Raw genomic sequence first — 12,920 nt, 5'->3', positions numbered from 1 at the left:
CCCACGCACAGGAAGGCCCCTGCCCGGATGCATCCCACCGAGACGCTGATCCGGCGTTATTATTCCGCCTTCAATCTCGCCCGGTGGGACGAGATGCTCGACTGTCTGGCCCCCGACGTGGCGCACGACATCAACCAAGGTGGGCGGCAGACGGGGCGTGAGGCCTTCCGGGCCTTTCTTCTCCATATGGAGCGCTGTTACCGCGAACAGCTGCGCGACATCGTGGTCATGGTGGATGCCACCGGCAGCCGCGCCGCGGCGGAGTTCGTGGTGGAGGGCGAATACCTCAACACCGACGAAGGGCTGCCGCCGGCCAGCGGCCAGCGCTACACCCTGCCGGCCGGCGCCTTCTTGGAGGTTCGGGACGGCCGCATCACCCGGCTGTCCATGAGCTACAACCTCGCCGACTGGACGCGGCAGGTCGGGGGCTAAAGCCCGAGACGGGCGCGCGCCGCGCGTTCCTCCAGCACCGAGAAGGCGGCGCCCGTGGCCGCGGCGAAGAGGCGCCAGGGCCAGCGGGGCCGCCGGGCGTCGAGAACGGTGATCCGGGCATCCTCGCCGAAGCGGCGCAGGACCTCCCCGTGCAGGTCGCCGATGCCGTCCGCGAGACCCTGGGCCACGGCCTCGCGGCCGGTCCAGAAGCGGCCGCTGAACAGTTCCGCCTCGCTCCCTTTCAGCCGGTCGCCGCGGCGGCTGCGCACCCAGTTCTTGAATTCTTCATGCAGCGAGGACAGCAGGTCGCGCAGGCGTTCCTGGTGCTCCGGGTCGGCCGGCAGGAAGGGGTCGAGGAAGGACTTGTTCTCCCCCGAGGTCACCACGCGCCGCTCGACGCCCAGCTTTTCCAGCGCCTCGTTGAAGCCGAAGCCCTGCGAGATGACGCCGATCGAGCCCACCACTGAGGCCGCGTCGCAGACGATCTCGTCGGCCGCGCAGGCGATCCAGTAGCCGCCCGAGGCGCCGGCATCCTCGATGCAGGCGATCACCGGCACGGCATGCTTCTCGGCCAGCCTGCGGACGCGGGCCGCGATCAGGGAGGACTGCACCGGCGATCCGCCGGGCGAGTTGATGGCCAGCATCACCGCCGACAGCCGCTTCAGCCGGAACGCACGCTCCAGCGCCGGTGCCAGCGAGGCGGCGTTCATGGTGGGGCCGCCGAGGCCGGGCGCGCGCGCGGCGATGACCCCGGCCATGCGGACCACGGCCACCTGGGGGCGGCGGTCAAGAAAAGGAAAGCGCATGGGCCACATGGAGGGTCGGCGGGCCGGCACGGTCAAGCCCACACCCCGGTTGGCCGCCGCTTGCACCGGGGCCGGGAACGGGCGATCCAGCGGTGATGTCGCCGCTTCGCCTCCTTCGCCGGCAGTTGCCGGGCCTCCTTGCCGTCGTGCTGCTGGTGGGCGCCATGGCAGCCTATCGGGCCTTCTACGTCGAGCCCCGGGAATGGGGGGCCGCCTGCCTCGACATGACGGAGGCGCCCTTCGCCTGCACGCCGCGCGCGGCGCTGCTGTGGCTGCAGCACTGGCAGCTCTGGGGCCTGGGCGCGCTGCTGCTCGGGTTCTGGAGCTTCCTCGGCAGTCCGCACGCGGTTCGCGTCGCCGCCGTGGCGCTGGGGATCATCGCCACGCTGAACTTCAACGCGACCTGGGGGATGCTGGGCGCGATGCTGGGGGCCTGGGCCTGGATCGGCGCCGAGGCGCGCGCCGCGCGCGACGATGCCGGTCGGCCCGGCGGTCTCCGGCCCGTGGGCGAGCGGCCGCGCCCCGGCTGAGCGCTCCCCGCGGCGCTCAGCGCGACGCAGGGCGGGAGGCGGGATGCATGGCCGCGACGGGCACGGGGCGCCGCAGACGCAGCAGTGCCGGCGCCGCGAGGCCCAGCGCACAGGCGCTCCAGCCCAGCGCCTGGATGTTCGCACCACCCTCGTTCACCGCGCCCGCCAGGGCAGCCAGCGCCAGCGCCCCGCCGGCCCAGCACTCCGCCCAGCCGCCGCCGGCGCGCGGCAGGTCGCGCAGCAGCGCCCGCGTCACCACCGCCACGAGCGGCACCGCGAAGGTGGGAAACGGGAAGTCGCGGTAGCGCGGGTCGAAGAGCAGCATCAGTTCCAGCGCTGCCGCGGTCCAAAGAAACACGAAGCCGAGGTCGTCCAGCGCGAAGCCGCGCCAGTCGCGCCAGCGCAGCCGCAGGCGAAGCAGGTCCCGCACCGTGGCGGTGGCATGGGCACCGTTGCGGGCAGGCTCCACCGGCAGGCCGGAAAGCCGCTGCCCGGCCCGGCGCAGCAGCAGCGCCGCGAGCATCCCCTGTCCGGCGAGATTCACGGCCACGGCCAGCAGCAGGTGCTCGTCGAAGGCATAGGGCACGCCGCCGCACCAGGCGAAGGCCAGCGCGTTGCCGAGCGCCAGCGACAGGAGCACCAGCGGCACCGGCCCGGCCTCGGGAAAGGCGCGACGGGTCAGGAGCGCGAGGACGAGGCCGAGCAGCGCCGCAGCAGCTGCGTAGTAGGGCCAGTCGGCGTTTTCCCGCACCGGGCCGGACAGGGCGAATTTCGGCTGCCGGTCCGCTGTCCAGAGGCCCCAGGCGGCACCGACCGTACCCTCGTTCTTGTACTTCCAGCCCTGATCGAAGGCCTCGATGACGTTGTAGTCGAAGCCTTCCGACCGGCTCAGCGCCGCGAACTCGCGCAGGAAGCGCGCCTGGTTCACCACCGACGGCGCCGCCCCTTCCCGCCAGCGCCCGTGCGAGGGCCAGCCGACCTCGCCGATCGCGATCGGCTTGTCCGGGAACAGCGCGTGCATGCGGCGGTAGATGTCGCGGGTGTGGGCGATGGCACTCTCGACGTCGAGCGGCTGGTCCTCCCAGTAGGGCAGGATGTGGATCGTGATGATGTCGACGTGCCGGGCGATCTCCGGGAACTGCTCCCAGAACTCCCAGACGTCGGCGTAGGTCACGGGCTGGCGCACCGCGGCGCGCACGCGGTCGAGCGCCGCGGCCAGGGCCTCGGGCGGCAGGTCGCGGCGCAGCAGCACCTCGTTGCCGACCACCACCCGCTCCACCGTGTCGGGAAAGCGGTTGGCAGCGTCGATCAGGCGGGCAAGCTCCCGATCGTTCTGCGCGAGGTCGCGGCCGAGCCAGGCGCCCTTCCACAGGCGCAGCCCATGCCGCTGCGCAAGCTCCGCGATCTCGTAGTCGCCCTCGATGCTGGCATAGGTGCGGATGCCGCGCACGCGGGGGGCGATCAGCCGAAGGTCCTCCTCCACCTCGGCGGCGGTGGGGAAGATGTTGCGCAAGGGGCTGTCGCCGTCGCGGAACGGCGCGAAGGACACGCTGTTGAGGCGCTCCACCGGCATGGCGAGCTGCCGCAGCTGCGCCCGGTTGGGCAGCCACCAGACCAGCAGTGTGGCCAGAAGGCCGGCCAGCCAGGCCGGTCCCAGGGTCAACCAGTTCGCGCGTCGCATGTTTTGAACTTCTACAGGCCGCCCGTGGCGAAACGAAGACCAGGGACGGCCTCTTCCGGAAGGAGAGCGGATCCATGGCGGCGGACGGAATGACGGACGAAGCGGTGCGCGCGCTGCTGCTGGGCGTGCACCGGATCGCGGTTGTGGGGGCCTCCGACAAGCCGGGCCGGCCCTCGGGCGGGGTGTTCCGCTTCCTGCTCGACCGCGGCTACGCGGCGGTGCCGGTGAACCCGGCGCTGTCGGGCCGGCCGGTGCACGGGGTGCCGGCCCTGGCCAGCCTGGCCGAGGCGGCGCCGCTGGAGATGGTGGACATCTTCCGCCGCTCCGAGGAAGCGGGCGCCGTGGTGGACGAGGCGATCGCGCTGGGCGCCCGCGCGGTGTGGATGCAGCTGGGCGTGGTGGACGGAGCCGCGGCGGAGCGGGCCAGGGCCGCCGGCCTCATCTGCGTAATGGACCGCTGCCCCGCGATCGAGTGGGGCCGCCTTGGCCTGCCGCCCAAGGTCGGCGCGGCCGCGGCCGGCACATGACGGAACATCTCAAAATTAACGTTCTGTAATTATGGCATTGAAAGCGCCGCGCCTCCTGGCTACCTCGGCGTTGTTGTGTTCGCCGGGGCACCTCGTTCCCGCGCGGCAGATCGGAGCAAGAAGACGATGACCGAGGAAGAGCGGCGCATCATCACGGAGTTCGTGACCCGGGTATCCGGCGCGGAGGCCGGTGCCGCACGTCCGGCCAGCCCCTGGGGCGGCAGCGTGCCCGCCACGCGGCCGAACCCGGCCCTGCCACCGGTCGATCTCGAGGCCGACCGCCTCCTGAGCGATCTGTTCACCCGCTACCCCGAGGCACGCTACCGCATCACGCAGACGGCCTTCGTGCAGGAAGCCGCGCTGGTCCAGGCCCAGAACCGCATCCAGGAACTGGAATGGCAGCTGGAGAACACCCAGCGGCAGGCCCAGGCGATGCAGCAGCAGCAGGCGCCGCAGCGCGGCGGGCTGTTCGGGGGAATGTTCGGCGGCGGCCAGCGCCAGTCCGGCGTGATGCCGCCGATGACGCCGCCGCCGCAGCCCATGCAGGTGCCGGGTGGCTACGCCCCGCAGCAGGTGCTGCAGGGCGGACGCGGCTCGGGCTTCCTGGGCAGCGCCCTGACCACCGCGGCGGGCGTCGCCGGCGGCATGGTCCTGGGCAACGCGCTGATGGGCATGTTCTCGGGCGGCGCGGCGCATGCCGCCAGCAGCGTGGCCGAACACACCGGCTTCAACGATGTCGGGAGCTTCGGGCAGGACCAGATCTCCACCCCGACCTCCTCACCCTGGACCGATCCGGGCGGGCAGAACGATGCCGTGGGCGTGCAGGACGCCGGCTGGGGCAACGATGCCGGCGCCGCGCAGGATGCCGGCTGGGGCCAGGATGATGCCACCGGCGTCGACTACGGCGCCGATGACGGCGGCTTCGACGAGGACGTCTGAAGCTCCAAGCCAAGCTCCCCGCGGGTCGCGCCGCGGGGTTCCGTCCCCGGTGACCGCGACCCTGCTCGGTCGCGACTCGGTATGATGCGGCGCTGCCCCGGCATGGAGGCAGCGCCTTTCATCGCGGGCACCACTTGCGGCACTGTGGGCCGCAAGGTAGCGCATGGGTGCGTTACCCGGGACGCCTACGGTGCTGGTCTGGCTCAAGACGTGGAGACAAGAAAGACGGACCCCTGGCCCAGGCCCAGGCGTGCCGGCGCTTCCACGTTCCCGCCGCCATTCCCTCCACGGAGCTGAGCCGCCCTGCGGCAGCCCGGCGGGCCGCCCCCTCGCCCGGTGCTCCCGGTGATGAGCGAGCCAGTCGTTCCGCTGTTCCTGGCCCTCGGGGTCGCCTTCCTGCTGTTCCTGGGCCTCCTGTCCTGGCGCTGGCGACGGCGCATGCAGCAACGGGTCTCGGCCTTCGAGCAGGACCGGAACCGCCTGCAAAGCCTGCTGCAGGTCGGCGAGGTCCGGCAGGACCTGCCCGGCGGAAGCCTGCACTGGAGCGCCGAGGCGCTGCACCTGTTCGGGCTGGAGGGCGACGAGCCGCCGGCGACACTGCCGCAGCTGCTGAACCGCCTGCACCCCAGCAACCGCGTGCGGGCCGAGGCGGCCTACGAGCGCGCGCTGTCCGCCGACGCCGTCCCGAGCTGGGACAGCTGGACGGTGCTGCATCAGGACGGCAGCGTCGGCTGGATCGACGTGTGCTGGGAAGCGAGCCGCGACGCGCAGGGGCACCCCACCGGCGTGCGCGTGATCGCGCGCGATGCGAGCCGCGAGCGCCGGCTCGAGGAACAGCTCGCGCAGGCGGGGCAGCAGGATGTCCTGACGGGCCTGCCGACCCGCCTTTCGCTGCGGCGGCAGTTGTCGGAGATGCTGGAGCAGGCGCGTGCGTCCGGTCAGCGCCTGGCCCTGCTATGCCTCGACCTCGACGGCTTTCGCGGCATCAACGACCGCTGGGGCCACCGCGCCGGCGACCGGCTGCTGCAGGACGTCGCCGAGCGGCTGCGCAGCAGGATGGCGCCGGGGGACTTCCTGGCCCGGCTCGGGGGCGACGAGTTCGTCTTGGTCCAGAGCGGCCTGCCCGCCGACGCGGCACGCGCCTCCGACGCGGCACAGCGGCGCGCGGCCGAACTGCTGCGGCTGTTGTCGCGCCCCTACGACCTAGCGGAGGAGCGCCAGGGGCAGCTGACCGCCTCGATCGGCCTGGCGGTGTTCCCGACCGACGCCTCCGTGAGCGAGGCCCTGGTGGAATGCGCCGATACGGCGCTGCACCGCGCGAAATCCGCAGGCGGTGACCAGTGGCTCAACTACACCTTCGAGATGGACCGCAAGGCGCAGCACAACCGCGCCCTGGACCAGGACCTGAAGCAGAGCATCGAGCGCAACGAGTTCACCCTGGCCTGGCAGCCGCAGGCCGCCCTGGAACCTTCCGGCGAGACCGTGGTCGTCGGCTTCGAGGCGCTGCTGCGCTGGCGCCACCCGGAGCAAGGGCTCATCAGCCCCGACGTCTTCATCCCCGTCGCGGAAAGTTCCGGCGACATCGTGGCGATCGGCGAATGGGTGCTCAACGCCGCCTGCCAGGAAGCGATGCGCTGGGCCCGGCCGCTGCGCGTCGGCGTCAACGTGTCCCCCACCCAGGTGCAGCGCGGCGACATCGTGGCCAGCGTCCGCAGTGCCCTGCTGGCCTCGCGCCTGCCGCCCCACCGCCTCGAGCTCGAGGTCACCGAAGGCATGGTGATCCGCGATGTGGGCCGGGCCAAGGCGGCCCTGACCTCGCTGCGCGAGCTCGGCGTGGCCATCACGCTGGATGATTTCGGAACCGGCTACTCGTCGTTGACGACGCTGCGGGCCTTTCCCTTCGACCGCATGAAGCTCGACCGCGGCTTCGTGGCGACCATGACGGAGGATGAAGTTTCGGCTGCCATCGTCGGGGGCACACTCGATCTCGCGCGGCGGCTCGGCCTGCCGGTCACGGCGGAAGGCGTGGAAACCGAGGAGCAGCGGGAACAGCTGCGCCTACAGGGCTGCAGCGAGATCCAAGGCTGGCTGATCGGCCGGCCCATGCCCATCGAGCACTGGAGCGACCTGACCGGCGGCTGAGAGCCCGTCCGGGCCGGCAGGGCTTCGGTGACAAGGGTTGGCCGAAAGGCCATGCGATCCGCGTCGGGCCGGAGGCGGAGCGTGGCGGGCCGACGGATCGGCCATCGCCCGAAAGGTGCTGCGGCCGCCCGGGTGGGGGCGGCCGCAGCGATTCGTGGCTCGGCTGGCCTTACTCGGCCGGCCGGTGCGACGCGCGGGGCTCGGGCAGCGGCACGCTGTCCTTGATGGCCACGCCGGCGCCCGCGACGGGCTGACCGTGCAGGGCGGCACGCAGCTGCGCCGGGTTCAGCTCCCCTTCCCAGCGGCTGATGGCGACGCAGGCGACGCCGTTGCCGACGAGGTTGGTGAGCGCGCGGCACTCGCTCATGAACTTGTCGATGCCGATCAGGATCGCCAGCGCGGCGATCGGGATGTCGGGGATCACCGACAGCGTGGCGGCCAGCGTCACGAAGCCGGCGCCAGTCACGCCCGAGGCGCCCTTCGACGTCAGCATCGCCACCAGCAGGATCACCAGCTCCTGATAAAGGGTCAGCGGCGTGTTGGTGGCGTAGGCCAGAAACATCGTGGCCAGCGTCATGTAGATGTTGGTGCCGTCGAGATTGAAGCTGTAGCCCAGCGGCACGGTGATGCCGACGACCTTGGGCGAGCAGCCCAGCCCTTCCATCTTGCGCATGATCTGCGGCAGCACGCTCTCGCTGCTCGACGTGCCGAGCACGATCAGCAGCTCCTCGCGGATGTAGGCGATGAAGCGCAGGATCGAGAAGCCGCAGATCCAGCCGATGAAGCCCAGCACGATCAGCACGAACAGCGCCGAGGTCAGGTAGAAGGTCGCCACCAGCTCACCCAGCGAGAGCAGCGAGCGAACGCCGTAGGCGCCGATGGTGAAGGCCATGGCACCGAAGGCACCGATCGGCGCCACCTTCACCACGATGGCCACGACGCCGAAGAAGATGCGCGACAGCGAGTCCACGGCACCCGAGGCGGCCTCGCGCGCCCGGGTCGGCAGCGCGTTGATGGCGAAGCCGGTGATCACCGCCAGGAACAGCACCTGCAGCAGGTCGCCGTTCACGAAGGCGCCGAAGAAGGTGTCGGGGATGATCGCCATCAGGTGCGCCGTGACGCTGTCCTTGGCCGCACTCTGCGTGAAGCTCTGGATCGCGTTGGCGTTCATCTGCGCCGGGTCGATGTTGAAGCCGCTGCCCGTGTGGAAGGTACGCGCCACCAGCAGGCCGATGATCAGCGCGAAGGTCGAGACGACCTCGAAATAGACCAGCGCCTTGACGCCGACGCGACCGACGCTCTTGGCGTCGCTGACCGAGGCGATGCCGTGCACCACGGTGCAGAAGACGACCGGCGCGATCACCAGCTTGATCAGCTTGATGAAGGCGTCGCCCAGCGGCTTCATCGCGGCGCCGGTGGTGGGCCAGATGGCGCCCACCGCCACGCCGATGACGATCGCGAGCAGAACCTGAACATAAAGTAATGAAAGCCAGCGCCTGATCATGAGGCGACGATCTCCCGGGCGGAGCGCCAAAGGCGCGGGAAAAGATGAAATCCGCGAAAGCGGCTGGGCGATGAATTATAGAAGAACCGGTCAGTGTCTACCACAGCTTTGCGGATGCACCCCCGAGGGTCGGCGGTCCGCCCTCCCCCGATGGCGCATCCGGTCCGTGCCCGTCAGACCGTCAGACCTTGCAGCTCGGCAATTCGCGGCGTCGCCTTGAGCCCGGTGCCCGTCAGCAGCAGCACCGTTGTTTCGCGGGCCGCGATCTGCCCCCCCTGCAGCAGGTGGCCGAAACCCGCGGCCGCCTGGGCGCAGGTCGGCTCGACGTAGAGCCCCTGGCGCGCCAGCGAAAGCGTGGCGGCGCCGATCTCCTCCTCCGTCAGCATCACCGCGCCGCCGCCGCTGACCCTCAGAGCCGCCAGGAGCTCGGGCAGCCGGATCGGCTGCGCGATGGCGGTGCCTTCCGCCATCGTCGGCTTCACCTCGGCCGCCGGCAGCCCCAGGGCCGCGCGGGCGATCGGGGCGCAGTTCGCCGGCTGCGCCGCGAAGAGGCGCGGCATGCGGTCGATCCCGCCGGAGCGCAGCAGTTCCCCGAATCCGATCGCGAGGCCCAGGACGTTGGAGCCCGCCCCGCAGGGGATCACCACGTTGTCGGGCGCCCGGAAGCCCAGATCCTCCCACAGTTCGTAGGCCAGGGTCTTGGTGCCCTGGAGAAAGAAGGGGTGCCAGTTGTGCGAGGCGTAGAAGATGCTCGCCGCCTGCCGCACCGCCTCGTCGGCGCAGTCCTGCCGGCTGCCGGGAACCAGCTCGATCGTGGCGCCGGCCGCCCGCGACTGCACCGTCTTGGCGGGCGAGGTCGAGGCTGGCACCAGGATCTTCGCTTCCATCCCCCCGGCCGCGGCATAGGCCGAGATGGCGGCACCACCGTTGCCCGACGAATCCTCCAGCACCGAGCGCACGCCCTGGTCGCGCAGCAGCGACAGCATCACCGAGGCGCCGCGGTCCTTGAAGGAGGCCGTGGGCATGAACCATTCGCACTTGAGCAGCGCTGTGCCCCCGCCGATCCGGCGCTCGATCAGCGGCGTGCAGCCCTCGCCCATGGTGATCGGCTCTGCCGGCTGGAACGGCAGGGCGGCGGCGTAGCGCCAGATCGACCGCCGGCCCCGGTCGATGTCGTCGCGGCCGATGCCGGGCAGGTCCGTGAGCAGCAGCGGCTCCCCGCCGTCGCCGCACCAGCGCGGCTCCGCCAGCGGCCAGGTCCGGCCCGTGCGTGGATCGAGGTAGGCAACGTTCTCTGTCATGGGGGCGCAGGCTTGCGCGCGCGGCGCCGCGCGGCAAGACAGGGTTGCGGCGGCGCGGGCCGCCCTGCCCTTTCAATGGAGGAACGCGCCGTGGATGATGCCGAGAAGGTGGCCGCGCTGGCCGCCGCGCTGGTGCGGATCGACAGCCGGTCCCGCCTGTCGAACCTGCCCGTGGCGGATCGCATCGAGCGGGAGCTCGCGGGCTTCGAAGTCGAGCGACTCGACTTCGAGGACGCGACCGGCACCGCCAAGCGCGCGCTGGTCGCCCATCGCGGCCCACTGACCGGCGGCGGCATCGCCCTGTCCGGCCACATGGACACGGTGCCCGACACCGGCTGGACCGAGGACCCCTGGGCGGCGCGCGTGGACGAGCGCGGGGTGCTGCACGGGCTGGGCTCGGCCGACATGAAGGGCCCGGTCGCGGCCGCCATCGTCGCGGCCCAGGGCCTGCCCGCGGACGTGCCGGTGACGTTGCTGCTCACCACCGATGAGGAAACCACGAAGCAGGGCGCGCGAATCGTGGCCCAGCAGTCGGAGCTGGCGCGGCGCGCGGCCCCGCGCGGCATCATCGTGGCGGAACCGACCAGCCTCATCCCCGTTCGCGGCCACCGGGCCAACGTGGAGTTCACCGCCGTCGCCACCGGCGTGCAGGCGCATTCCTCCGGACGCTCGGGCGTGAATGCCAACTGGGCGCTGGTCCCCTATCTCGCCGAGATGCGCGAGATCTTCGGCTGGCTGCGCAGCGACGAGGCCATGCAGGACCCGGCCTACGAGCCGCCCTTCTCGGACTTCAACCTGATCCTGGACAACCACGGCACGGCGGTGAACGTCACCGTTCCGCGCGCCACGGCCACGATCAAGTTCCGCTATTCCCGCAGCATCGACCCCCGGCCGGTGATCGAGAAGGTTCGCCAGGCGGCGGCGCGGGCGGGGCTGGAGTTGCGGGAGCGGGCCGATCCCGGCGCGCCGGAACTGCCGCCCGAGCATCCCCTGATCGAGGCCGCGGTGCGCGAGAGCGGGCAGCCGGCCCGCACCGCCGCCTACGGCACGGACGCGACGGAACTCCAGGCGCTGGCGCCCTGCGTCATCCTGGGGCCGGGGAGCATCGGCGTGGCGCACGCACCGGGCGAGCACGTGTCGCTGGCGGAACTCGCCGCCGCGGTGCCGCTGTTCCGCCGACTGCTCACCGCCGGCTGACGGAGAGCCGCACGGTGCGCCACGAAGAGCGCGCCGTTGACGAAGGCAGGATGAGCCTGGGTGCCGGGACGACGAACACCGTGGCCCACCATTCTCAATGGCATGACTGATGCCCGAGCGAGCCGGGGCTTTCCCGCCCTGGTTAAGGCGCCGAGCTCCGCTGCCCAGAAGAACCAAGAAAGCTCGGCTCACAAATGCCGAAGCGAGCTCCGGGACGCCCTGAAGGCATCCCGGCGTCGTTCCGGGTGCTCAGACGCCCTTGCTCATGGCCAGGATCGGCGGCTCCACGTCATCCGGGATCGGGCAGACATAGGGGTTACCGTCCGTCCGCTTGGCGAGGTCCGCCTTGGCCTTCTCGATCAGGCTCGGGTCGCGCAGCGCGTCCACCGCCGTTCCCGCCATCACCTTGGCCACATGCGCGAGGCCCTTGTGCGCCATGCCGGACTTGCCCTGCGCCGTCAGCTGCCAGGAATGGCCCGGCGTGCCGATGGCATAGGTCGCGCCGCGCGCCTGCACCGTCGGCACCACCCAGCTCACGTCGCCCACGTCGGTGGAACCGTTGCCGCCCTTGCCCTTGGACTCCAGCGGCACGATGAAGTCGCACAGCGGCTTGTCCTTCTGCACCGGCATGCCGGAACGCTTGAAGGCGGCCGCGATGTCCTCGTCGCTCAGCGTCGCGCGGATCTGCTCGGCATAGGCGCGGTCCTCCTCGTCGAACTGCGGCGGGCCCAGGCGCTGGAAGTTGTCGAACATCGCCTGCTCGAGCGGCGTGTTGCCCATCAGGTTGGACACGGCGCTGACCACCTTGGTGCTGACGGTGGTCTCGGTCATCAGCGCGGCGCCGTCGGCGATCTTGCGCACCCGCGCCACCAGGGCGTTCAGCTCCACCAGGTTGCCGGCGCGGATCAGGTAGCGGACCTTGGCCTCGCCCTGAACGACGTTGGGCGCGATGCCGCCGGCATTCAGGTAGGCGTAGTGGACGCGCGCGTTGTCGGGCATGTGCTCGCGCATGTAGTTCACGCCCACGCTCATCAGCTCCACCGCGTCGAGCGCCGAGCGGCCGAGCTCCGGCGCCGCGGCAGCGTGCGAGGAACGGCCGGCGAAGGTGAAGTCGATGCGGGTGTTGGCGAGGCTGACTGCCTCGTTCACGCCCGACAGCGGCGCCGGGTGCCAGGAGATGGCGATGTCCACGTCCTTGAAGGCACCGTCACGCACCATGAAGCCCTTGGCGGCGCCACCTTCCTCGGCCGGGCAGCCGTAGTAGCGGACGCGGCCCTTCAAGCCGTTTTCGGCCAGCCAGTCCTTCACCGCGGTGGCGGCCAGCAGGGCGGCGGAACCCAGGAGGTTATGGCCGCAGCCGTGGCCCACGCCGTTCTGGCCCTCGACCATGCGCGGCTCGGCGATGCCGGCTTCCTGCGAAAGACCGGGCAGCGCATCGTACTCGCCCAGGATCGCGATCACCGGACCGTCCTCGCCGGCCTCGCCCATCACCGCGGTCGGGATGCCGGCCACGTCCTTGGTGATCCGGAAGCCTTCCTTTTCCAGCTGCGCGATGTGCTCGGCGACCGAGCGGTGCTCGCCATAGGCCAGCTCCGGCGTGCCCCAGACCCGGTCGGCCAGCGCGATGTAGTCGTCCTTCTTGTTCTCGACCTTTTGCCAGATGGGTTCGCTGTTCTGCATGGGATGCTTCCTAGTGGGACACCGTGGCGGCCGCCGCGGCACTGCAACAAAAAGCGGCACGGCGCTGCGCCCTGCGGAAGGGGGCACGCCGGGATGAGCGCGCAGTATGCAACCGCCGCCACGATGGTCAAAGCGGTTGACCGGCTGTTTCTGCGCGCGAAGATGCCCGGCCGGTCCGGAC

11 protein-coding genes are annotated in these 12,920 nt (G+C 71.1%); 6 read left to right on the top strand and 5 right to left on the bottom strand.

Going from position 1 to position 12,920, the window contains the following annotated elements:
- Positions 1-27 precede the first annotated feature (27 nt).
- Positions 28-432 carry a ketosteroid isomerase-related protein gene (locus ACFFGY_RS06135; protein WP_377043548.1) on the top strand — a complete coding sequence of 135 codons (405 nt, stop codon included), beginning with the start codon at positions 28-30 and terminating at the stop codon, positions 430-432.
- Here ACFFGY_RS06135 and ACFFGY_RS06130 read toward each other — a convergent pair.
- Positions 429-1,190 (bottom strand): S49 family peptidase, encoded by a 762-nt coding sequence (locus ACFFGY_RS06130; protein ID WP_377043547.1) that lies wholly within the window; start codon positions 1,188-1,190, stop codon positions 429-431. The two genes, ACFFGY_RS06135 and ACFFGY_RS06130, sit on opposite strands and share 4 nt — an antisense overlap.
- A 143-nt stretch (positions 1,191-1,333) precedes the next feature.
- Between ACFFGY_RS06130 and ACFFGY_RS06125 the strand changes: the two genes are divergently transcribed.
- Complete coding sequence (locus ACFFGY_RS06125) at positions 1,334-1,768, top strand: hypothetical protein (RefSeq protein WP_377043546.1); 435 nt, start codon at positions 1,334-1,336, stop codon at positions 1,766-1,768.
- 16 nt (positions 1,769-1,784) lie between these two features.
- On the opposite strand, the gene ACFFGY_RS06120 is transcribed toward ACFFGY_RS06125, so the two are convergent.
- The gene (locus tag ACFFGY_RS06120) at positions 1,785-3,449 is read right to left on the bottom strand and encodes a glycoside hydrolase family 17 protein (protein WP_377043545.1); all 1,665 of its coding nucleotides are present in this window, start codon (positions 3,447-3,449) and stop codon (positions 1,785-1,787) included.
- Between the two features lie 74 nt (positions 3,450-3,523).
- Between ACFFGY_RS06120 and ACFFGY_RS06115 the strand changes: the two genes are divergently transcribed.
- The 3 genes from ACFFGY_RS06115 to ACFFGY_RS06105 all read left to right on the top strand — a co-directional run bounded on the left by ACFFGY_RS06115 (position 3,524) and on the right by ACFFGY_RS06105 (position 7,057).
- On the top strand, positions 3,524-3,976 hold the full coding sequence (locus ACFFGY_RS06115) for a CoA-binding protein (protein WP_377043544.1): 453 nt from the start codon (positions 3,524-3,526) through the stop codon (positions 3,974-3,976).
- Between the two features lie 126 nt (positions 3,977-4,102).
- Complete coding sequence (locus tag ACFFGY_RS06110; RefSeq protein WP_377043543.1) at positions 4,103-4,915, top strand: DUF2076 domain-containing protein; 813 nt, start codon at positions 4,103-4,105, stop codon at positions 4,913-4,915.
- Positions 4,916-5,263: 348 nt separating this feature from the next.
- Positions 5,264-7,057: a putative bifunctional diguanylate cyclase/phosphodiesterase gene (locus tag ACFFGY_RS06105; protein WP_377043542.1), complete on the top strand. Its 1,794-nt coding sequence runs from the start codon at positions 5,264-5,266 to the stop codon at positions 7,055-7,057.
- Positions 7,058-7,226: 169 nt separating this feature from the next.
- Here the strand turns inward: ACFFGY_RS06105 and ACFFGY_RS06100 are convergent, their stop codons facing one another.
- Both ACFFGY_RS06100 and ACFFGY_RS06095 read right to left on the bottom strand, forming a co-directional pair.
- Complete coding sequence (locus ACFFGY_RS06100) at positions 7,227-8,561, bottom strand: dicarboxylate/amino acid:cation symporter (RefSeq protein WP_377043540.1); 1,335 nt, start codon at positions 8,559-8,561, stop codon at positions 7,227-7,229.
- A 173-nt stretch (positions 8,562-8,734) separates the two neighbouring features.
- Positions 8,735-9,862: a threonine synthase gene (locus ACFFGY_RS06095; RefSeq protein ID WP_377043539.1), complete on the bottom strand. Its 1,128-nt coding sequence runs from the start codon at positions 9,860-9,862 to the stop codon at positions 8,735-8,737.
- A 90-nt stretch (positions 9,863-9,952) separates the two neighbouring features.
- On the opposite strand from ACFFGY_RS06095, the gene ACFFGY_RS06090 reads away from it, so the two are divergent.
- Complete coding sequence (locus tag ACFFGY_RS06090) at positions 9,953-11,059, top strand: M20/M25/M40 family metallo-hydrolase (RefSeq protein WP_377043538.1); 1,107 nt, start codon at positions 9,953-9,955, stop codon at positions 11,057-11,059.
- Between the two features lie 249 nt (positions 11,060-11,308).
- Here ACFFGY_RS06090 and ACFFGY_RS06085 read toward each other — a convergent pair whose 3' ends face one another.
- Positions 11,309-12,739, bottom strand: a complete 1,431-nt coding sequence (locus ACFFGY_RS06085; RefSeq protein WP_377043537.1) for a M20 family metallopeptidase — start codon at positions 12,737-12,739, stop codon at positions 11,309-11,311.
- Positions 12,740-12,920: the final 181 nt, after the last annotated feature.

The organism is Roseomonas elaeocarpi (assembly GCF_042433915.1).
Lineage (GTDB): Bacteria > Pseudomonadota > Alphaproteobacteria > Acetobacterales > Acetobacteraceae > Roseomonas > Roseomonas elaeocarpi.
Note: the sequence above shows the minus strand (reverse complement) of the source record. Positions and strands in the feature narration are given on the sequence as shown.